The 21,800-nt window shown below is 30.4% G+C and carries 18 protein-coding genes; 16 read left to right on the forward strand and 2 right to left on the reverse strand.

Features of this window, described 5'->3' with window-relative positions; all coding sequences use genetic code 11:
* The first annotated feature begins 75 nt into the window (after nucleotides 1-75).
* The 16 genes from C1715_RS14845 to lepB all read left to right on the forward strand — a co-directional run bounded on the left by C1715_RS14845 (nucleotide 76) and on the right by lepB (nucleotide 19,568).
* Nucleotides 76-1,386: a transposase gene (locus tag C1715_RS14845; protein ID WP_102400621.1), complete on the forward strand. Its 1,311-nt coding sequence runs from the start codon at nucleotides 76-78 to the stop codon at nucleotides 1,384-1,386.
* 692 nt (nucleotides 1,387-2,078) lie between these two features.
* Nucleotides 2,079-5,099 (forward strand): sigma 54-interacting transcriptional regulator, encoded by a 3,021-nt coding sequence (locus C1715_RS14850; RefSeq protein ID WP_102401219.1) that lies wholly within the window; start codon nucleotides 2,079-2,081, stop codon nucleotides 5,097-5,099.
* A gap of 135 nt (nucleotides 5,100-5,234) precedes the next feature.
* Nucleotides 5,235-5,699, forward strand: a complete 465-nt coding sequence (locus C1715_RS14855; RefSeq protein ID WP_102401220.1) for a PTS sugar transporter subunit IIA — start codon at nucleotides 5,235-5,237, stop codon at nucleotides 5,697-5,699.
* Between the two features lie 90 nt (nucleotides 5,700-5,789).
* The gene (locus C1715_RS14860) at nucleotides 5,790-6,077 is read left to right on the forward strand and encodes a PTS sugar transporter subunit IIB (protein WP_102401221.1); all 288 of its coding nucleotides are present in this window, start codon (nucleotides 5,790-5,792) and stop codon (nucleotides 6,075-6,077) included.
* A gap of 89 nt (nucleotides 6,078-6,166) precedes the next feature.
* Nucleotides 6,167-7,444: a PTS galactitol transporter subunit IIC gene (locus tag C1715_RS14865; protein ID WP_102401222.1), complete on the forward strand. Its 1,278-nt coding sequence runs from the start codon at nucleotides 6,167-6,169 to the stop codon at nucleotides 7,442-7,444.
* 193 nt (nucleotides 7,445-7,637) lie between these two features.
* The gene (locus C1715_RS14870; RefSeq protein ID WP_102401223.1) at nucleotides 7,638-8,687 is read left to right on the forward strand and encodes a galactitol-1-phosphate 5-dehydrogenase; all 1,050 of its coding nucleotides are present in this window, start codon (nucleotides 7,638-7,640) and stop codon (nucleotides 8,685-8,687) included.
* A 165-nt stretch (nucleotides 8,688-8,852) separates the two neighbouring features.
* Nucleotides 8,853-9,884, forward strand: coding sequence for a zinc-binding dehydrogenase (locus C1715_RS14875; RefSeq protein ID WP_102401224.1), 1,032 nt, complete (start codon nucleotides 8,853-8,855; stop codon nucleotides 9,882-9,884).
* Nucleotides 9,885-9,908: 24 nt separating this feature from the next.
* Nucleotides 9,909-10,727, forward strand: coding sequence for a transketolase (locus tag C1715_RS14880; protein ID WP_102401225.1), 819 nt, complete (start codon nucleotides 9,909-9,911; stop codon nucleotides 10,725-10,727).
* A 1-nt stretch (nucleotide 10,728) separates the two neighbouring features.
* Nucleotides 10,729-11,649, forward strand: coding sequence for a transketolase family protein (locus C1715_RS14885; protein WP_102401226.1), 921 nt, complete (start codon nucleotides 10,729-10,731; stop codon nucleotides 11,647-11,649).
* A 434-nt stretch (nucleotides 11,650-12,083) separates the two neighbouring features.
* The gene (locus C1715_RS14890) at nucleotides 12,084-12,725 is read left to right on the forward strand and encodes a redox-sensing transcriptional repressor Rex (protein WP_102401227.1); all 642 of its coding nucleotides are present in this window, start codon (nucleotides 12,084-12,086) and stop codon (nucleotides 12,723-12,725) included.
* Between the two features lie 706 nt (nucleotides 12,726-13,431).
* Nucleotides 13,432-14,211: a short-chain-enoyl-CoA hydratase gene (locus C1715_RS14895; RefSeq protein ID WP_102401228.1), complete on the forward strand. Its 780-nt coding sequence runs from the start codon at nucleotides 13,432-13,434 to the stop codon at nucleotides 14,209-14,211.
* A 29-nt stretch (nucleotides 14,212-14,240) separates the two neighbouring features.
* Entirely contained in the window at nucleotides 14,241-15,380 is a 1,140-nt protein-coding gene (locus C1715_RS14900; RefSeq protein WP_102401229.1) for an acyl-CoA dehydrogenase, read from the forward strand.
* An 11-nt stretch (nucleotides 15,381-15,391) separates the two neighbouring features.
* Nucleotides 15,392-16,171 carry an electron transfer flavoprotein subunit beta/FixA family protein gene (locus C1715_RS14905; protein ID WP_102401230.1) on the forward strand — a complete coding sequence of 260 codons (780 nt, stop codon included), beginning with the start codon at nucleotides 15,392-15,394 and terminating at the stop codon, nucleotides 16,169-16,171.
* A 20-nt stretch (nucleotides 16,172-16,191) separates the two neighbouring features.
* Nucleotides 16,192-17,193 (forward strand): electron transfer flavoprotein subunit alpha/FixB family protein, encoded by a 1,002-nt coding sequence (locus C1715_RS14910; RefSeq protein ID WP_102401231.1) that lies wholly within the window; start codon nucleotides 16,192-16,194, stop codon nucleotides 17,191-17,193.
* 407 nt (nucleotides 17,194-17,600) lie between these two features.
* Nucleotides 17,601-18,446 (forward strand): 3-hydroxybutyryl-CoA dehydrogenase, encoded by an 846-nt coding sequence (locus tag C1715_RS14915; RefSeq protein ID WP_102401232.1) that lies wholly within the window; start codon nucleotides 17,601-17,603, stop codon nucleotides 18,444-18,446.
* A 603-nt stretch (nucleotides 18,447-19,049) separates the two neighbouring features.
* A complete protein-coding gene (gene lepB, locus C1715_RS14920; RefSeq protein ID WP_180964105.1) occupies nucleotides 19,050-19,568 on the forward strand; it encodes a signal peptidase I in 519 nt (172 codons plus the stop codon).
* 151 nt (nucleotides 19,569-19,719) lie between these two features.
* Here the strand turns inward: lepB and C1715_RS14925 are convergent, their stop codons facing one another.
* Nucleotides 19,720-20,652 carry an anti-sigma factor domain-containing protein gene (locus tag C1715_RS14925; protein ID WP_102401234.1) on the reverse strand — a complete coding sequence of 311 codons (933 nt, stop codon included), beginning with the start codon at nucleotides 20,650-20,652 and terminating at the stop codon, nucleotides 19,720-19,722.
* Nucleotides 20,645-21,328, reverse strand: coding sequence for a sigma factor (locus C1715_RS14930; protein ID WP_102401235.1), 684 nt, complete (start codon nucleotides 21,326-21,328; stop codon nucleotides 20,645-20,647). Before C1715_RS14930 ends, C1715_RS14925 begins: the two co-directional genes overlap by 8 nt.
* Nucleotides 21,329-21,800: the final 472 nt, after the last annotated feature.

Raw genomic sequence — 21,800 nt, forward strand, 5'->3', positions numbered from 1 at the left:
AGGATTTCCTCACATTTTTGTCGAATTATACTATATTACCACACATAATATAAAAACAATAAGGAGGAAACCTCTATGTACCAACGTCAAGAAATCTTTAACATAATTGAACTTTTTACTTCTCAAAAGCTTATCAATTTTTATACAAAAATCTTTGATAATCTTGATTTATCTCCATTACCCGATAGGGTTCCTTCTAAATATGGCCCTACTGGATTTTCACGCCATGCTCTTTTTAGAGCTTTCATCGTCATGAAATGTGAGAAGTTTGCCCAAATTACTGATCTTAAAGATTTTTTAGAAAATAATTTAATTATAGCCCAACTTTGTGGTTTTAACATTCTTAAATCTTTACCTTCATACTGGGTTTTTCAGAGATTTATTAAAAATTTATCTAACTCTTATCTTAAAGAAATCATGAAAAATCAAGTTAATGTTCTTAAGGAGTTAGGTTTTATTGATAACAATTTTGTATCTGTTGATGCCACTCCTGTTAAAGCTAATACTAAATTTAATAATCCCAAATCTTTTTCAAGTAACAAGTTTTCTAAAAAGAATCCTCCATCTTCTGATAAAGATTGTAAACTAGGAGTTCATACTGCTAATAACTCCTTGAATGTTCAAGTTTCAGAGGATAAACCCAATAAATCAAAGAAAAATTATGAATTTTACTGGGGATACAAAAATCATGTTATTTGTGATGCTATATCGGGTCTTCCTATTGCTGAATTTACTACAACTGCCGATATCAATGAAATTTCTAATTTTATAGAAATTCTTACTGCTACAAATGAATGGTTTTCACTAAAAGACAGTTACATTATTGCTGATAAAGGATATGATTCAAAGCAAAATCATGATTTTATTCGTAACACCCTTAAAGGGCTTGCTTTCATTGCCTTAAATAAGCGTGGCACTAAGAAAAATAGTTTAACATCTACAGGTAATGTTATATGCAATGGCGGTTTAGCCATGCATAAAGATGGCAAACAATACTTTGATTCCTATATTAAGCAAAAATTCTGTTGTCCTTATAGAAAATCAAAAGATGATTCATTATGTCCATGTAAGCATAAAAAATATTTTAATGGTAAGAAAAACAGAGGTTGTGTAAAATACATAAGCATTGGAACTGATTATAGAGCTTCTATCAATCGTGATTCTATATTTTTCAAGAAAATATATAGCTTAAGAACTGAATCTGAAAGATACAATTCAAGATGGAAAAATCTCAATACTGAACAAGCTCATGTTAGAAATATTAACTCTGTTACTAATCTAAATACTATTGGACACATTTGCCTTTTAACCGTTGCACTTGCTGCTATAAAATCTGATTGTATAGATAAATCCAAATCCCTATCGGGATTTAAAAGAACAGCTTAATCAAAATACATTTTTTAACATTGTTTTTTACTATGGGAGTAGTCTGCCCTTTTTGCTTTTTTTATTATTAATCTCTACTTCAAATTCTTCTCAACAAGCTCCGCTCAAGAAAATTTGGAACTATTTTACTTTAATCATTTGATTTTTTATCAATTATGCTCATCTCTATTCTCTATTTATTTCACTTTGTTTTATTTATCATAATAACTTCATCTTATATATAAAAAATAGGAATGGCAGACAGAACACTGGATAATAATTTGCTAATTGATGAAAGCTACTAAAAAAATTTCATTTAGTTTTTGCTAAATGGATATATCTATATTAATTGAAATTATCCTACACTAAAAATTCATAAACATTGAAAAGAAATTTGATTTTATGGTATATTTTTAAATATGTAACTTAAAAATATGAAAGAATAATGGGTACTAATTACCAAAAAAATATTTTAAATCCTGTAGAGTTCAGTTTAAATCTTGCAAGATTAATGATTATAGAATTTAATTACAATTGGTAATTTATATTAATTCCATTTTAAATTTTGAATGTTGTATTGTAGCATAAATGATCATTGATCATTGGTACATTTAGCATTAATGGAATACCCTTAATAATTATATCAGAAATTTTAGCTAATATAAAATGGAATAATTAATAAAGTAAAATTGTTTTGTGAAAGGAGAAAAAGTATGAATGAAGTAGATATTATCCAAATAATAAAGGGAGAAGATAAAAGAAATCCTTTTACTGATAAAGAGATAGGTGAAAAACTCAATATAGCAAGGGAAGCAGTAACTGAAATTCGAATTCAAGAGGGAATACCTAATTCTAGAGAGAGAAGAGAAAAGTTTATATATGAGGATATTAAAAAAATACTATTGGAAGATGTAAATATATCTGACAGAAAATTGGCAGGTCAACTAAAAGAAATGGGGTATGAAATTTCTAGATATTCCGCAGTTCAAATGAAAAAGGAAATTTTGGAAAATAATAAGGGTGGTTCCATAGATAGTGATAAAAAGGCATATGAAGAACATGAACTAAAGAAGGATGTAAAAATGGGCAAAACAGTGGAAGAAAAAGTGGATGAAAAGGTGGAATTAAATGTGGAGAAGCATGTGAAGCAACATGGGGTAGCTTTTGAAAAAATAGTGGGATACAACAAATCATTAAAAGTTCAAGTTAGCCAAGCAGAAGCTGCTATATTATATCCTCCTCATGGACTACATACGTTACTTTTAGGAGAATCTGGAGTAGGAAAAACTTTTTTTGCTCAAGCTATGTATGATTTTGCTATAAAGTCAGGAAATTTTAAAAAAGATGCTCCTTTTGTAATCTTTAACTGTGCAGATTATTCAGATAATCCACAACTTTTATTAGCTCAACTTTTCGGGTATGCAAAAGGAGCTTTTACAGGAGCTGTTGGAGATAAGAAAGGTCTTGTAGAAAAGGCTCATGGAGGAATTCTGTTTTTAGATGAAGTTCATAGATTGCCTAGTGAAGGACAAGAAATACTATTTTATTTATTAGATAAGGGAATGTATAGAAGGCTTGGAGAAGCTGAAAGTACTAGAACTGTTGATGTTATGATTATTGCTGCAACTACAGAGGAACCAAAAACATCTCTACTTCTTACGTTTACAAGAAGGATTCCTATGGTAATAGAGCTTCCTTCTATAAAAGATAAGCCTTTAGAAGAAAGATATGATCTTATAAGTGATTTCTTTTCAAAGGAATCTTTTAGAGTGGGAAAAGATATTACTGTTACTTATGAAGCTGTTAAATCTTTAATGTTGTATGAGTGCCCAGGAAACGTAGGACAGTTAAGAAGTGATATTCAAGTAGCTTGTGCTAGAGGACTTCTTCATGCTAAAATTAACAATTTAAATAGAATAATAGTTGGAATAAACGAATTACCCTCCCATGTTAAAAAAGAAATACTAGAAATACATAAAAGAGAGCCTAAAATTGAAAATTTATTTAATAGTAATATAAATGTAAGTCCAAATATGTTAAATGAAGAAACAAAGGAAAAGGATAGATATGTTTTGCCACAAAATATCTATCAATTTATAGAAGAAAAGTTTAGTGAACTTCAAAAAGAAGGGTTAGATAAAAAAACAATAAATAAAATAGTCAGTGAAAAAGTTGAATTTCAATTAAATAATTTTGTAAAGAATAATGAATTAGAGTCTATAGATGTAAATAAGAAATTAAGTGCTGTAGTGGGAAACAAAATAATAAATGCTGTAGAGAAAACTGTAGAGATAGCTAGAAATTTCTATGATAATGTACAGAAAAATTTCTATTATTGTGTAGCTATACACTTAAGTTCTACATATGAAAGATTAAATAATGGCAAGAAAATAAAAAATCCTCAACTAGATTATATAAAATCTGAATATGCATTGGAGTATAAAGTGGCAAAGATTATGGCTAATCAAATAAATGAAGATTTAAATATAGAGTTGCCAGAGGATGAAATAGGATTTTTAGCTATGTATTTGAAAACATTTACTAATGATAAGAAAAGCAAGGAGAGCAGGGTGGCTATAATTGTACTAACCCACGGTAGAGTGGCTGGAGCTATGGCGGAAGTTGCCAATAAACTTCTAGGAGTGAATCATGCTGTAGGAATAGAAATGTCTTTAGATGAAAGTCCTAAGGAAGCTTTAAAGAGAACAATAGAAGTTGTTAAGAAAATAGATGAAGGAAAAGGATGTTTGATATTAGTTGATATGGGTTCTTTGGTTACTTTTGGTGAAATTATAACTAAGGACACAGGGATTCCTACTAGGGTTATAGGAAGAGTTGACACAGTGATGGTATTAGAAGCTGTGAGACGTGCTATGATACCGGACAGTAATCTTTATGAAATCGCAGAGGCATTAGATGGTGATAAAAATTATGTAGGAATAGTTGAAGGAGTACAAAAATCTAGTGAAAATCCTAAAACTATAATAGCTCTTTGTATAACAGGGCATGGAACTGCTTTAAAAATAAAAAAATATATTGAAGATTTAACAGACAATTTTGATGATGATATAAATGTAGTGTCTTTGGGACTTATAGGTGAATGCCATGTGGAAGAAGAAATTAAAAAGTTATCTTCTAAAAGCAATATAATTGCAGTGGTAGGAACAGTAAATCCTAAAGTGAATAATATACCTTTTATATCTTTCGAAGAAGTACTAAATGGTATAGGAGTTAATAAAATAAAAAAGATTATAGGTGTAAATGCATCCAAGAATGAGCAAAAACTGCAATGGAAAAAGGAGAGACGTCTAGAAAAATTACTAAATGAAGAAATTATATTATTAGAAGAAAATTGTACTACCAAAAATGAAGTCATAGATAAATTGTGTAGTTTACTTCAAGAAAAAGGTTATGTATCATCAGATTTTACACTAAGTGTGTATAAAAGAGAAATAGTGGGAGCTACCTTTATGGGTAATGGTGTAGCAATACCCCATGGAGAACCGGAATATGTTATAAAACCAGCCATAGCCATAATGAAACTAGAAAAAAGCATATGGTGGGATGAGGAGAAAAAAGTAGATTTTATATGTATGTTAGCTATAAATGAAAATGAAAAAGAAGGAATATTAGAGTTACATAGTGTTATATCTGTTCCAAACAAGCTTAATAAAATAAAGAAAAGTAAAGATGTTGCGGAAATGAAAGAAAAAATAATTGATCAAATTATATAAATTGGCATGTAAATTGCTTTTAATAATTATTGAAAATATATGTTTAATAAATTTTTATAAAAAACTACACAATTAGCCGGTAAAGTGGCACGAGACTTGCTAAAGAATATAACATACAGGAGGTTAAACGTTAACATGAACTTAAAAAATTATTTTAAAAAGGAATTAATTATATGTAATTTGGAAGCAGAAAATAGAGAAGAAGTTTTTCAGAAGATGTCTAATGTATTATTAAAAGAGGGATATGTAAAAGAAAGTTTTTTTAATGGGTTAGTTCAAAGAGAAAAGGTATTTCCTACAGGATTAACTTTGACAAAGTACAATGTAGCAATTCCACATACGGATGCTGAACATGTAAATACTCCAGCTGTAGCTTTAGCTACATTAAAAAAACCAGTAATGTTTAGCAATATGTGTGATATGGATGAAAAGGTAAGTGTAAACGTTGTTTTTATGATGGCTTTAAATGAGCCACATAGTCAAGTTATGATGCTTCAACAATTAATGGGATTAATTCAAGATCAAGATACTCTTGAAAAAATGGTTGGGGCAGCAAATGTGGACGAAATAGTAAAGGTTATTGAAGAGTTGGATAAATAAAGGACTAGCTAACTTAAGAAGAAATATAAATTAATTTAAATTAGTTTATATATAAATTATTAAAATATACAAAGTAAGGGAGAGAGTAAAATGAGTATAAAAACAAAAGTAGTTTTAGTAGCATGTGGAACAGGAATAGCTACATCAACTGTAGTAGCAAACAGGGTAGAACAATTAATAAAGGACAATGGCTTAAATGCAAGAGTTATTCAATGTAAAATGGGTGAGGTAGCATCTAAAGAAGATGAGGCGGATTTACTTGTTACAACAACAATTCCTCCAAGACAATACAAATTTCCAGTAATCAAAGCTATGAATTATTTAACAAACATTAATACAGCAAAAATAGATCAAGAAATAATAAACTACTTAAAGTAATTTTTACTTTAAGTTCAGTTTGAAATGTAAACCAATACATTAGAATTAATCCAATTGTTTTAAAAAATAAATATTAAGGGGGAAAAAACATGGATGGATTATTATCGGTAGTACAATATATTTTAAACCTGGGGCCAACAGTTATATTACCGCTTACAATAACAATAGTAGGAATGGCTTTTGGACAAGGATTTAAAAAAGCTTTTAAATCAGGTATTACCATTGGAGTAGGTTTCGTAGGTATTAATTTAGTAGTAGGATTGCTTGTTAATAACTTAGGACCAGCTGCTCAACAAATGGTTCAAAGATTTGGATTGCAACTTAACATAATTGATATGGGTTGGCCGGCAGCTGCTGCTATAAGCTGGGCATCACCAGTAGCAGCTATTATGATACCAATAGCTATGGCAGTTAACATAGTAATGCTACTTACAAAAACAACAAAATGTATGGATATAGATATTTGGAATTATTGGCATTTTACTGCAGCGGCAGCTAGTGTATTTGTTTTAACAAATGGTAACTATTTGTTAGCTATACTAGGTGGAATCATATATGAAATAGCAGTTTTAAAGATTGCAGACAAGACTCAGCCAATGGTAGAAAATTTCTTTGGATTAGAAGGAGTTTCACTACCAACAGGTTCAACTACAGCTTTTGGATTAATAGGTATTCCAATAGCTAAGGTTGTAAACAAAATTCCAGGAATCAAGAATTTGAAAGCAGACCCAGAGACTATACAAAAGAGATTTGGAATATTTGGTGAGCCAATGATGATGGGCTTAATACTAGGTTTAGGATTAGGTGCACTTGCAGGATATGATTTTGGTAAGATACTACAAATGGGTATTTCAATGGCTGGTGTTATGCTATTGATGCCTCGTATGGTTAAGATACTTATGGAAGGATTAATACCAGTATCAGAATCAGTAAGAGAATTCTTACAAAAGAAATTTGGTGAAAAGGTCGATATCACTATAGGTCTTGACGCAGCAGTTGCTGTTGGACATCCAGCAGTAATGGCAACAGCATTAATATTAGTTCCTATAACATTATTATTATCAGTTATATTACCAGGAAATCAAGTATTACCATTTGGTGATTTAGCTACAATACCGTTTTACATAGCCTTCGTTGTTGGTGCTCATAAGGGAAACATAGTTCACTCAGTTATAACTGGAACTATAATCATGGCATTATCATTATTGATGGCAACTAATATAGCATCATTCCACACAATGATGGCACAGCAAGCACATTTTGCTATACCAAAAGGAACCACTTTAGTGTCAAGTTTAGATATGGGTGGAAACTTCTTAAACTGGATAGTTATAAAAATATTCCAAGTAATAGGTGGATTATTCTAAATTAAATAATAAAAAGAAGGGTGTTTTTATAAACACCCTTAAAAATAAATTGAATTAATAAAAATGGCATGAAAATTGCTGATATATTTATTGAAATACAAGATTAGTACAAATTCAACCATTAATATTAAAAAAATAAACCATTAATATTATAACACAAAATAAGAATAGATAATTGAATGGAGATGATTAAATGAAAGCATCAGTATTGTATGGGGTGGGAGACATGCGCTATGAAGAAGTACCAAAGCCTCAATGTGATGATGATTCTGTTATTGTAAAGGTCAAAGCCAGTGGAATTTGTGGTTCAGATCCTCCAAGAGTATTGAAAAATTGGAAATATGATTTACCAGCTATAATAGGACATGAGTTTTCAGGGGAGATAGTTGAAATTGGAAGCAATGTTAAAGGATTTGAAATAGAGGATAGAGTAGCGGCTATACCATTTATACCATGTAATGAATGCTATTATTGTAAATCAGGTTTATATTCTATGTGTGAAAATCATGGAATGCTTGGAGCTAAGTCTTATGGAGGATTTGCTGAATATGCAAAAGTTCCAGGAACAAATTTAATAAAAGTATATGATATGGATTTTGAAAGCGCAGCAATGATAGAACCATTAGCAGTTTCATTGCATGGAGTTTTAGGTCTTCAGCCAGGTGTTGGAGATACAGTTGCTGTTATGGGGGCTGGAACTATAGGACAGCTAGTTATTCAATGGTTAAAAATATATGGAGTAGAAAAAGTCATAGCAGTAGACATATCAGAAGTTAAACTAGGAGAAGCAAAAGCTTTAGGAGCAGATTCTTGCATAAATGCAAAAGAGTGTGACCCAGTAGAAAGAATTAACGAAATAACAGAAGACATGGGTGTAGACATATCTATAGAATGTGCAGGTTCTAAAATAACTGAAGAGCAATGTCTTTTAATAACTAAAAAACGTGGAAAAGTAGGTTATCTAGGAATAGCTTATACAGATGTTTTATTAAGAGAAAAAGCTTTTGAAAATATATTTAGAAGAGAATTAACTGTACAAGGATTTTGGAATTCATACTCAGCACCATTCCCAGGAAAAGAATGGACAAAGAGTGTTGAATATGTTAAAAATGGAAAAATTAAATTGAAAGAAATGATTTCACATAGATATAAATTAAGTGAAGCTAGTAAAGCTTTTGAAATGATAGGTTCTAGAACAGAAGAATATAACAAAGTAATGATATTAACTGATGAAAATCAATAAACAAAGCCCTTTATTTCGGGTAGAATGTTCTCGATTTGAGAGTTTGCAATTTTTATTTAGGGGCGTAGCTATTGTTATGTCCCATTTTCATAGAGTATAGAATATAGCGGTAGTAGGTATTCATGGGATAGTAAGTAATAACTAAATTATTGAGGGTGATAAAGGATGAAAGCTTTATTAAAATATGAAAAAGGCTACGGAAATATGGAGTTAAGAAATATAAAGGAACCGGATTTTAATGAAGAACAAGTTAAAATAAAGGTGAAATATTCAGGTATATGTGGATCTGATATACATACGTATAAGGGAGAATACAAAAATCCTAAAGTTCCTGTAGTTTTAGGACATGAGTTTTCTGGAGAAGTAGTAAGTGTAGGTAAAAACGTACAGGGGATAAAAATCGGAGATAATGTAACTAGTGAAACTACATTTTATATATGTGGAAAATGTGACTACTGTAAAAATAAAGATTACAACCTATGCTCTAATAGAAAAGGATTGGGTACTCAACAAAATGGAAGTTTTGCAGAATACGTCATTGCCAGAAAAGAAAGTGTGCATGTGCTTCCGGAAGGAGTAGATTTATTATCAGCGTCTTTAACTGAACCACTAGCATGTACAACACATGCTGTAATGGAAAAAACATCAATAAAAAAGGGAGAAAAGGTATTAATCTTTGGACCTGGACCTATAGGTAATTTCACAGCTCAAGTGGCTAAAGCTAACGGTGCTTATGTAATATTAGCAGGCATTGATAAGGACAAGGATAGATTAGAGTTTGCTAAAGGTTTAGGTATAGACAAAACCGTAAATATTCAAAAGGAAAACCTAAAAGAAATTGTTAATGAATTAACAAATGAATATGGGGTGGACAAGGTTTTTGAATGTTCAGGGGCTGTACCAGCAGTGAATTCTGCTCTAGATTTACTAAGGAAAAAAGGTACTTTAGTGCAAGTTGGATTATTTGTTAAGTCATTAAATGAATTAGATCAGGAGAAAATAATACAAAAGGAAATTAATTATGTAGGTTGCAGAAGTCAAAAACCAAGTTCATGGGTTAAGGCATTAGATTTACTTAAAACAGGGAAAGTGGATGCTAAAGCATTGGTTACAGATATTTATAGTTTAGATAATTGGGAAGAAGCTTTTGAAAAAGTTATGAGCGGAGAGGCTATGAAAGTTGTTATTGAATCTTAACTAAATTGTAGGAGTGATAAAATAATGAATAATGAAAAATTAAAAGAAGTAGCTACTCAGATTAGAATAGACATAATAGAAATGATAGCTCAGTCTAAATCTGGACATCCAGGTGGGTCTTTATCTTGTACAGATATACTAGCAACATTATATTTTGATAAAATGAATATAGAACCAGAAAATCCTCATTGGGAAGGAAGAGATAGATTAGTGTTGTCCAAAGGCCATGCTGCTCCAGCTTTATATGCAACACTTGCAGAAAAAGGATATTTTGATAAAAAACATTTAAGTACATTAAGAAAATATGGTTCTATTTTACAAGGTCATCCTGATATACATTCAACACCAGGGATTGACATGACAACAGGTTCTTTAGGACAAGGATTGTCAGCAGCAAATGGTATAGCTTTAGCTGGAAAGTTAAATGAAATAGACTATACAGTTTATGCAATTCTTGGAGATGGGGAGATACAAGAAGGACAAATATGGGAAGCAGCTATGACATCTTCACACTATGATTTAGATAATTTAGTAGTATTTATAGATAATAATGGACTTCAAATCGATGGAAGAAATGAAGACGTTAAAAATATTTATCCAATAGATAAGAAGTTTGAAGCTTTCGGATGGCATGTAATAAACATAGATGGACATAACTTTGATGAAATAAAAAATGCAATAGATGAAGCAAAAGCTACAAAAGGAAAGCCTACAGCAATAGTAGCTAAGACAGTAAAAGGTAAAGGAGTGTCTTTCATGGAGAATCAAGCATCATGGCATGGTGTAGCTCCAAAACCTGAAGAAAAAGAAGAAGCTTTAGCTCAATTGAAAGGAGATAAATAGCATGAACGTAGCAACCAGAGAAGCATATGGAAAAGCTTTAATTAAACTAGGTAAAATTAATAAAGATGTAGTAGTTATGGATGCTGATCTTGCAAAATCCACAAAGAGCATAGAGTTTACAAAATCAGCACCAGAGAGATTTTTTGATATGGGAATAGCTGAGCAGGATATGATAGGAACAGCAGCAGGACTTGCTGTTAGTGGTAAAACCGTTTTTACAAGCACTTTTGCTATGTTTGCTACAGGAAGAGCATTTGAGCAAATAAGAAATTCTGTAGCATATCCAAACTTAAATGTGAAAATAGCGGCAACTCACGCAGGGTTAACTGTAGGTGAAGACGGAGCTACGCATCAAGCTATAGAGGACATATCTTTAATGAGAAGTATACCTAATATGGTAGTAATAAATCCTGCAGATGCTGTGGAAACGGAGCAAGCTATTTTTGCTGCAGTAGAGCATCAAGGACCTGTGTACATAAGACTTGGAAGAATGGCAGTTCCTATTGTACATGATGAAACCTACAAATTCCAAATAGGGAAAGGTGAAGTATTGAGAGACGGAAAATATGCAACTATAATAGCAACAGGCATAATGGTATCTGTAGCTTTAGAAGCGGCAGAAGAATTGAAAAAGCAAGGTATTGAAGTAAATGTCGTAAACATGCCAAGCATTAAACCCATAGATAAAGAACTTATTATCAAGATGGCTAAGGAAACAGGCAAAATAGTTACTGTAGAAGAACACAGTGTTATAGGTGGGTTAGGATCTGCTGTAGCAGAAGTATTGGTACAAGAATATCCAACAAAAGTCAAGATGGTTGGTGTAAAGGACAAGTTTGGTCATTCAGGAACTCCAGCTGAATTATTAGAACACTATGGGTTAACAACAAAAGATATTATAGAAGCAGTTAAAACAGTATAATTTATAAATAACTTTATAAATTCTCCGTTGTTTATATGATAAGATTATGGAGATTGAATTTAAGGTGAACATGATCAGGTATTATCTCTTGTTCAATAGTTATTATGACTCAATTGTCACAGATAACTTTAAAACATTAGATAAATACGGATTCTGTTCACCTTTAAACATGTTTCCATTTGGAGGCTAAAGGAATATTTTAACTTGCAAAAACCTGGTGAAAAATAATATAATTAATATAGCCTAATCAAGATGCTGTTAAAATAGGGGGATGTATACAAAAAACATAATTACATAAAATAATATTAGGATTAACTATTGACAGGGTATATAATAGAATAATAGTATTATAATTACGGTATAAATTATGTTGTTATACAAATACTGTAGTAAGGCAGATATAAGATAATTTTCGTAGTAGGGAGGTGTAGAAATTGGATAAGAAAAAAAATATATCTATGGCGGTAATTAAAAGATTACCTAAATATCATAGATATTTAAGAGAGCTTATTGAAAATGATATAGATAGAATATCTTCAAAAGAACTTAGTGAAAAAATAGGGTTTACTGCTTCTCAAATAAGACAGGATTTAAATAATTTTGGTGACTTTGGACAACAAGGGTATGGATATAATGTAAAGGAACTTTACAATGAAGTCAGTGCCATATTAGGATTAACTAAAATTTATAAAACTGTAATAATAGGTGCAGGAAATATAGGTCAGGCTATTGTTAACTATACTTATTTTGATAAAGTGGGATTTAGCGTTCAGGGCATGTTTGATATAAATCCTAAAATAATAGGATTGAAAATAAACGATGTTGAAGTTTTAGATATTGATTTTTTAGATGATTTTTTAAGAAAAAACAATATAGATATAGGTGTAATATGTGTACCTAAGAATAGTGCTCAGAAGGTTTGTGATATATTAGTTAGAAATAGAGTAAAAGGAATATGGAATTTTGCTCCTGTAGATTTGCAGATATCAGAGGATATTGATATAGTAGTAGAAAATGTCCATTTGAGTGAAAGTTTGCTAACACTTAGTTGTTTAATGAATGATGATATTAATTAGGTTTAAAAAATTTTAATGGTATATTTAGTTTTATATAGTAGGGTAAACAAAAAATGTTTATTATATTTAATTTACATTATTATGGGGATAGAATAATAATTGGAGCTCAGCTTCAATTATTTTTTTATAATATTGTTAATAAAATAACGAAAAAAATAAATCTATGTAATATTAGGATTATCCCACAAAAAGCATTACATTACCTGAATTATGAAATTTCTCTGGAATGACTTGCATAAGAAGCAAAAGAACTGTTTAAATTTAATTTTAGAAATTCTTCTTTTAGACAGATAAAATTATCGTAACCCTTAAAAGGACGCCAGGCTAGCGAACCTGAGGCAGGACGCTGAATGTGAGCGTTAGATAATTTTATATGGCTAAAAGATTAGAATTTCTTAAATTAAATTTATTGTTCCAAGCTCTTATGCAAGTTATGGAGAAGAAATTTCATAATTCCATTACATTGTACCTTATTGTGGGTTAATCATATTATTCATTTTAAAGATAAAACTCTAAAGGGCTTCTGAAGATATAAATTTATAAATAAAGAAGTTCTTGAGCAATTTCAAATTTTATTGATAATTAATTATGTTAAATTTTACATTTGAATTAGTAATGATAGTAACGTAAATTATGAATTAAAAATATAATAATATAATATATATTTTTTTTAAAATATGTTAATATAGATATGGGGAGGAGTAATATGGAACTTAAAAACATTATTTTTGAAAAGAGAGAAAAAATAGGGATAATTACTATGAATAGGCCTAAGGTGCTTAATGCTATAAATACCGAAACTTTAAATGAACTTAATGAAGTTATAAGTTATGTTGAGAAGGACGAGGATATATATGTAATTATAATAACTGGAGCAGGCAAAGCTTTTGTAGCTGGAGCAGATATCAATGAAATGAAAGATATGACAACTATTGAAGCAAGAAAATTTAGCATACTTGGAAATAGAATTTTTAGAAAATTAGAAATATTAGCAAAACCAGTTATAGCAGCAATAAATGGTTTTGCTATTGGTGGAGGGTGTGAGCTTTCCATGGCTTGTGATATTAGAATAGCTTCTTCCAAAGTGAAATTTGGGCAATCGGAAGTAGGTCTAGGAATAACACCAGGTTTTGGTGGAACTCAAAGACTTGCTAGATATGTGGGTACCAGTATGGCAAAGGAATTGATATTTACAGGCAGATTTTTTACCGCAGAAGAGGCATTGAGTATAGGACTTGTAAATGCAGTGTATAAACCAGAAGAACTTATGGATGAGGCCATGAAATTAGCTGAAGTTATAGCTAAAAATGGACCAATAGCAGTTAGACTAAGTAAGGAAGCTATAAATAATGGTATGCAGATGGATATTGACACTGCTATAAGATATGAGTCGGAAATATTTGGGGAATGCTTTTCAACAGAAGACCAAAAAGAAGGTATGAATGCTTTTGTTGAAAAAAGAAATAAAAATTTTAAAAATAAATAAAACAAAAAATAAATAAGGGGGTAAAGTAAATGAATTTTGCATTGACAAAAGAACAAGAATTAGTAAAACAAATGGTAAGAGAATTCGCAGAAAATGAAGTTAAGCCATTAGCAGCAGAAATTGATGAAACAGAAGAATTTCCTATGGAAAATGTAAAGAAAATGGCTAAGTACAAAATGATGGGAATACCTTTTGCTAAGGAATATGGGGGAGCTGGTGGAGATACTTTATCATACATCATAGCTGTAGAAGAACTTTCTAAAGTTTGTGCTTCTACAGGAGTTATTCTTTCAGCGCATACATCTTTATGTGCATCTTTAATAGAACAATTTGGAACAGAAGAACAAAAACAAAAATATTTGATACCGCTTGCTAAAGGAGAAAAAATAGGTGCTTTTGGACTTACAGAGCCCAATGCGGGTACAGATGCAGCAGGACAACAAACTGTAGCAGTTGATATGGGAGAGCATTATTTAGTTAATGGTTCAAAAATATTTATAACCAATGGTGGAGCAGCAGATGTTTTTTGTATATTTGCTATGACAGACAAAAGTAAGGGGACTAGAGGCATATCTTGTTTGATAATAGAAAAAGGTTATAAAGGATTTTCTATAGGAAAACTTGAAAATAAAATGGGCATAAGAGCATCTTCAACTACTGAACTTATATTTGAAGATTGCATAGTTCCTAAGGAAAACTTAGTTGGAAAGGAAGGAAAAGGGTTCTCCATAGCTATGAAAACTTTAGATGGAGGAAGAATAGGTATTGCCGCACAGGCACTTGGTATAGCAGAAGGTGCATTTGATGAAGCTATTAAATACACAAAAGAAAGAAAACAATTTGGAAGATCTATATCTTCATTCCAGGGATTACAATGGATGATAGCAGATATGGATACTAAGATACAAGCAGCTAAGTTATTGGTTTATAACGCTGCATGGAAGAAAGATAAAGGATTTCCATACAGTGTAGATGCTGCAAGAGCAAAATTATATGCTGCTGAAGTAGCTATGGAGGTTACTACGAAAGCTGTTCAACTATTTGGTGGATATGGATATACTAAGGAATATCCAATGGAAAGAATGATGAGAGATGCAAAAATAACCGAGATATATGAAGGAACTTCAGAGGTTCAAAGAATGGTTATAGCAGGCAGTATATTAAGATAGGGGGCATTGAGATGAATATTGTTGTTTGTTTAAAACAAGTACCAGATACAAATGAAGTTAAAATAGATCCAAAAACAGGAACACTTATAAGAGAAGGAGTTCCATCCATAATAAATCCAGATGACAAAAATGCTTTAGAAGAAGCTTTAGATTTAAAAGATACGGTAGGTGCTAAAGTTACTGTTATAAGTATGGGGCCACCACAAGCTGAAAAAGCTTTAAGAGAAGCTTTAGCTATGGGAGCGGATGAAGCTATATTAATATCCGATAGAGCTTTTGCAGGAGCAGATACACTAGCTACTTCTCGTGCACTGGCAGGAGCACTTAAAAAACTAGATTATGATATAGTATTTGCAGGTAGACAGGCTATTGATGGAGATACAGCTCAAGTTGGTCCTGAAATAGCAGAACACTTAGATCTTCCACAAATAACATATGTTGAAAAGATAGAAGTAAATGGAGAAGAATTAAAAGTTAGAAGAGCGTTAGAAGATGGATATGAAACTATAAAAGTTAAAATGCCAGTACTTTTAACAGCTATAAAAGAATTGAATCATCCAAGATATATGAATATAGGAAATATATTTGGAGTTTTTGATAAAGAAGTGAAACTATGGAATGCAGATTATATAGATGTAGACAAATCCCTTCTAGGATTATCAGGTTCACCAACAAAGGTTAAGAAGTCAGCTACTAAGGAAACGAAAGGAGCAGGAGAAGTAATTAACTTGCCACCCAAGGAAGCTGCAGCTTACGCAATTGGAAAATTAAAAGAGAAACATTATATTTAATGGAATCGGAGGGGTAATAAATGAACATAGAAGATTATAAAGGCGTTTGGGTTTTTGCGGAACAAAGAGATGGAAAAATACAAAAGGTTGCATTAGAACTATTAGGAAAAGGAAGAGAGATTGCGGATAAATTAGGAGTAGAATTAACAGCTTTACTGTTAGGCGAAAATACAGATTCTATGGCAAAAGATTTAGCTGATTATGGTGCAGATAAGGTTTTAGTAGTAGATAGTCCATTATTAAAAAACTATACTACTGATGGATATACAAAAGTTATATGTGATTTAATAAAGGAAAGAAAGCCGGAAATATTATTTATAGGAGCAAGTTATATAGGAAGAGATTTGGGACCAAGAGTTGCAGCGAGATTAGAAACAGGACTTACTGCAGATTGTACAGCTTTAGATATAGATGAGGAAAATAATAATCTATTAATGACAAGACCAGCTTTTGGTGGAAACTTAATGGCTACAATAGTATGTGGAGCTCACAGACCACAAATGGCTACTGTTAGACCAGGAGTTTTTGAAAAATCACTAAAAAATGAAAATGGTAAATGTAAAATTGAAAAAGCCACTGTTAAATTGGATGAGAGTGATATTAGAACAAAAGTTGAAGAAGTAGTTAAGCTAGCTAAAGAAACAGTAGATATAGGTGAGGCTCAGATCATTGTATCTGGCGGTAGAGGTGTAGGTGCCGGTGAAAACTTTAAGTTATTAAAAGAGTTAGCGGATGCACTAGGTGGAGAAGTTGGTGGCTCAAGAGCAGCAGTAGAAAGTGGTTGGGTAGATAAAGCTGTTCAAGTAGGTCAAACAGGAAAAACTGTAAGACCCAAAATATACATTGCTTGCGGTATTTCAGGAGCTATACAGCATTTAGCCGGAATGCAAGATAGTGATTTTATAATAGCTATAAATAAAGATGGAGACGCTCCAATAATGAAAGTAGCTGATATTGGAATAGTAGGAGATTTAAATAAAGTTATACCAGAAATGATAGCTAAGGCTAAAGAAATAATTTAAAAAGACTGATAATTTGGAAAAGTGTAAAACTTCACTCTACGGTTATTTAGCTTATAGAAACTATATAAATAAATGAATATTTTGCTCTAAAGATATATTTATACATTTGGCAATAAACCTACACTTGCTTGTCTAGCTCGAGGAATTGCCCATAGGTAAAAATGTTATATTAGAGCAAAATATTTTATATAATGATTAAACTACAAAAAGGTACAATGTGGTGGAATTATGAAATTTATCTTTCATGACTTGCATAAGAGCTCGGAACAATAATTTTAAACAGTTCCTTTGCTTATTATGCAAATCATTCCAGAAAAACTTCATAATTCAAGTAATTTAATACTTTTGTGGGATAATCATATAATAAAATTATCTTGGGGTTTTAATATTAAAGGAGGGCGTAAAATATGAAAATATGTGTACTTGGTGCTGGTACCATGGGTTCTGGAATAGTACAGGCTTTTGCCATGAATGGTCATGAGGTTTTAGTAAGAGATATAAAGGATGAATTTGTTGACAGAGGATTACAAAATATAAATAGAAACCTTTCTAAATTAGTTAAAAAAGGAAAAATGGACGAGTCGGTTAAAGAAGAAATACTTACACGAATTTCAGGAACTACGGACTTAAATTTAGCAGAAGATTGTGATTTGGTGGTAGAAGCAGCTATAGAAAATATGGAAATAAAGAAAAAAATATTTGCTGAATTAGATGAAATATGCAAAGAAGATGCAATACTAGCTTCTAATACTTCATCACTTTCTATAACAGAAATAGCTTCCGCTACAAAAAGACCAGATAAAGTAATAGGAATGCACTTCTTTAATCCAGCTCCTATTATGAAGTTAATAGAAGTAATAAGAGGTATGGCTACATCTCAAGAGACTTTTGAAAAAATTAAAGAATTAGCTATAAACATAGGCAAAGAACCTGTAGAGGTGGCAGAAGCCCCCGGCTTTGTAGTAAATAGAATACTTATACCAATGATTAATGAGGCCATTGGAATATATGCTGAAGGGGTAGCTTCAGTTGAGGATATAGACAAAGCTATGAAATACGGAGCAAACCATCCAATGGGACCACTAGCATTAGGTGACCTTATAGGACTTGATGTATGTCTTGCTATAATGGATGTTCTATATAATGAGACAGGAGACACAAAATACAGAGCTCATTCATTACTTAGAAAATACGTTAGAGCTGGCTGGCTTGGAAGAAAAACATCAAAAGGATTTTACGACTACTCTAAATAAGAAAATTATGACGCAAGTTTAATAAGAAAAATCTGTCTTTAAGTCCACAATAAATATATTTTTTTAAGACTGCTCCCAATACGCCAAGAAATTCTAATGTTTTCAAATTTCAATACCCTAAAGCTTTCAAACTCGCTTCTAATGGCGCTCAAACATGAAAGCTTCTTAACGGGTATTGAAATTTAAAAACAAAGAATTTCTAAGGCTAGCTCGATAGTCTAAAAAAATATATTTATTGTTACCTTAAAGACAGATTTTTCGGTTCGTGCATAAGCTATTAAAGGAGAAGAAAAGCCGACTAAAGGATGATTTTTCTCCGCTATGCTACAAAAAATCTTTGATTAAATAAAAAATATAATAATTATTGGATTTATCAAAGTTCGATATTGGTATACTTAAAGGTGAAAAAGAAAATGTACATTCATATATCATTCAAAAAAAAGGATTAGGGTTGAAGATAAATAAAGGATAGATCTTCATGGTATAATGTTCTTATAAAGAGATTTAAAAATTCATTGGACGTTAAAAAGTGTATAAAATGAAAGGAGGGGAGTTTTAGTGAGAGTAGATACCTATAGTATACTTTCTCACTAATGATAAATCGTGAAACAAAAATTTAAGGATTTATTACAATTTGGGGTTATATTTTTATTTGCAATATTAATTCAAACCTGTGTAATAGGAATAAATGAGGTACAGGGAGTATCTATGCAACCTACACTGAATACTAAAAATGGTAGTGATAGAGTTATAGTTGAAAAAATAAGTAGGTTTACTAAGGATTATAAAAGAGGTCAAGTAATTATATTTAAGCCTTATGAAGATGAAAGAATGTTTTATATTAAAAGGATTATAGGGCTTCCAGGAGATGTAGTGGAAATATCAAAAGGAAAGGTTTATGTTAATAATAATGAATTAGAGGAAAATTACTTATCTAATAATACTATAACTGAACCAGAAATGAAGGTAAAAGTACCCAAAGGAGAAGTGTTTGTATTAGGGGATAATAGATGTAATAGTGAAGATAGTAGAAATATAGGAACCATTTCTATATGCAATATAAAAGGACATGCTATATACAGGATGAATATTTGGAATTTAGATGGAAACAAATTAAAATAGTATGATTTTTCGATAGTATGAAACTTTTTCTGTAAATAGCATTCTATGATAAAATTTTGAAGGTGTGGAGATTATAAAATGATCTCCATACCTTAATTTTAATATAATATTTAAAAATGCACATGTCAACAACATTCTTATACTTACTTTTTTAAGGCTTATTATTTTCTTTATTATCTTTTCCTGTATTATTTTTATTTTTGTTTTGAGAAGGAGAATTTTTTGTGCTTTTAGGAGGAATTTTAATATTTCCCTGATTCTTTAAATTTTTATTAACTTTAATATCTTTATTACTATTACTTTTTCCTTTAGAATTCGTGTCATTTTGAATCTTCTTTGTTGGTGAATTACTTTTATTTTCATTGGATGAATTGTTAGTTTTTTTGTTAGAAGTATTGTTTTCATTCTTGGAGTTATTAACACCTTTGTTTGATTTACTTTTAGAGTTTATATCATTAGAATTATTATTTTTTATGTCACCATTAAGTGTTCTATTTTTTTTAGAATTAGTTTTATTGCCTTTTGAAGTTTCGATATTGTAGTTTACTTTTAAATTTTTAAGTTCATTTTCTATATTGCTAAGGTTTAATTTTGTTGTATCACCTTTAAAACTTAAATTTATAGATTTAGTTCCATTTTTGTAATTATCATTTATATAATTTTCACTTTGGGCTTCTTTAAGTATTAACTGAATTCCCTTTTCTAAGTTTTGATTTTTTAAGTTTAACTTGTTTATTACATTGTTACCGTCAGTGTTTAAAGCTGTAATTTTAATTATTTTGTTCCACATATTTGCTTCTAATTTAATAGATGGATTTATGTCTATAGTTACTGCGTAAGCTATGCTATTGTAAAACTTAAAAAATGTTGTACATAGAAATATAATAAGCAAGGAAGCTGCAATTATAGAAAGTTTTTTTGTGTTTTTGTAAATAGATGATTTTTTAGTAAACTCTTCTGATTCATATATTTCTCCTATTGAGGGAGAGGGAGTTGAATTTTTAACATAAATAAATTCTCCACCGGGGGTTAGGATGCCAACTTTATTTTTATTAATTTCCATTACTATTCCTCTTTTAATCATTATTATCACCTGCCTTTTCAATATTAAGATATCCTTTGATATAAGGATAGTCATTACTAGATAATATTATAATTAGTACTATTAAGTATTTTCTCCAGGTTTCTATTAATTTTCTTTTACTATTTGTAATTAAACATATTTCTTTGACTGGTAGTTGTCTTTTATTTTCTAAGCTAGAAACTATAGTTTTGGCATGTACACAAGCTAAAGCTATGTTTAATAGGTTATTTCTAGTGTCCTTATGTTTGGGGCAATTTTTAGCAATATCCATGAAGGATAATTTATATTTTTTTAATTCATCATTTAGCAATTTTATTTCTTCCATTCTTATAGAATTCTCAGAAGCAATATTAAAATTATTTATAGATATATCATTATCAATAAATTTGAGGGTATCCTCATCATTCCAAGTTACAAGAGGAACTTTATTTGATTTTTTAAAAAAATCTATTAATGAGTTTTTAATTATTACAGAAGCATAATTAAAAAAACTTCCCTTTTTATGATTATAAGTATCACAGGCTTTATTAAAAGCTATAAGAGCTATGCTTATTTCATCATCATTTTTGTTATCTAAATTTCTCTTGCAAATTCTATTTGTTGTTTTATATATAAAATGCATACTTTCCTTTATAAAGTTATCTCTATTTTCTTTTCTTAAGAAATCTAGCTCCATATAAATCACCTCGAATCATAGAAAATAGTATACATTATTATATACGAATTAACCACAAAATTTTAAAGTGGTACTATACCCCTTAAAAAAATTTTTTTTAATCGTAAATATAATTGTAGATATAATTAACTCAATTTTCGCACATAAAGTTTAAACTCTACATTAGATTAATAAGGGTTTTTAATTTAAAATTTAGAATGTAAAATACAAATTTGTAGAATAGGTAAGAGGTAAAAAGTAAGAAGTAAGAGTGAAAAGGTAAGAACTAATAGGTAAAAAGGAAGAGCGCTTGAAAAAATTCAGCAAGGCTGAATTTTCAGCACAACTATTACTTACAAATTAATTATAAAAAACTCTTTGAGTTTTATCCTTAACTCTTACTTCTTAGTTCTTAGCTATTACCTATTTACCTACTACTTATCTGCAAATTTCAATTATAGTTAATTTCTAAAAGAGCGTTATTCTTCATTTA

This window comes from Haloimpatiens massiliensis (assembly GCF_900184255.1).
Lineage (GTDB): Bacteria > Bacillota > Clostridia > Clostridiales > Clostridiaceae > Haloimpatiens > Haloimpatiens massiliensis.

What these genes read in the sequence shown, in the direction of transcription:
- C1715_RS14910 (WP_102401231.1), top strand. Translation starts at nt 16,192, where the DNA reads ATGAACATAGAAGATTATAAAGGCGTTTGGGTTTTTGCGGAACAAAGA.
- C1715_RS14915 (WP_102401232.1), top strand. Translation starts at nt 17,601, where the DNA reads ATGAAAATATGTGTACTTGGTGCTGGTACCATGGGTTCTGGAATAGTA.
- C1715_RS14865 (WP_102401222.1), top strand. Translation starts at nt 6,167, where the DNA reads ATGGATGGATTATTATCGGTAGTACAATATATTTTAAACCTGGGGCCA.
- C1715_RS14905 (WP_102401230.1), top strand. Translation starts at nt 15,392, where the DNA reads ATGAATATTGTTGTTTGTTTAAAACAAGTACCAGATACAAATGAAGTT.
- C1715_RS14870 (WP_102401223.1), top strand. Translation starts at nt 7,638, where the DNA reads ATGAAAGCATCAGTATTGTATGGGGTGGGAGACATGCGCTATGAAGAA.
- C1715_RS14885 (WP_102401226.1), top strand. Translation starts at nt 10,729, where the DNA reads ATGAACGTAGCAACCAGAGAAGCATATGGAAAAGCTTTAATTAAACTA.
- C1715_RS14925 (WP_102401234.1), bottom strand. Translation starts at nt 20,652, where the DNA reads ATGATTAAAAGAGGAATAGTAATGGAAATTAATAAAAATAAAGTTGGC.
- C1715_RS14930 (WP_102401235.1), bottom strand. Translation starts at nt 21,328, where the DNA reads ATGGAGCTAGATTTCTTAAGAAAAGAAAATAGAGATAACTTTATAAAG.
- C1715_RS14855 (WP_102401220.1), top strand. Translation starts at nt 5,235, where the DNA reads ATGAACTTAAAAAATTATTTTAAAAAGGAATTAATTATATGTAATTTG.
- C1715_RS14860 (WP_102401221.1), top strand. Translation starts at nt 5,790, where the DNA reads ATGAGTATAAAAACAAAAGTAGTTTTAGTAGCATGTGGAACAGGAATA.
- C1715_RS14850 (WP_102401219.1), top strand. Translation starts at nt 2,079, where the DNA reads ATGAATGAAGTAGATATTATCCAAATAATAAAGGGAGAAGATAAAAGA.
- C1715_RS14880 (WP_102401225.1), top strand. Translation starts at nt 9,909, where the DNA reads ATGAATAATGAAAAATTAAAAGAAGTAGCTACTCAGATTAGAATAGAC.
- C1715_RS14895 (WP_102401228.1), top strand. Translation starts at nt 13,432, where the DNA reads ATGGAACTTAAAAACATTATTTTTGAAAAGAGAGAAAAAATAGGGATA.
- C1715_RS14900 (WP_102401229.1), top strand. Translation starts at nt 14,241, where the DNA reads ATGAATTTTGCATTGACAAAAGAACAAGAATTAGTAAAACAAATGGTA.
- C1715_RS14875 (WP_102401224.1), top strand. Translation starts at nt 8,853, where the DNA reads ATGAAAGCTTTATTAAAATATGAAAAAGGCTACGGAAATATGGAGTTA.
- C1715_RS14845 (WP_102400621.1), top strand. Translation starts at nt 76, where the DNA reads ATGTACCAACGTCAAGAAATCTTTAACATAATTGAACTTTTTACTTCT.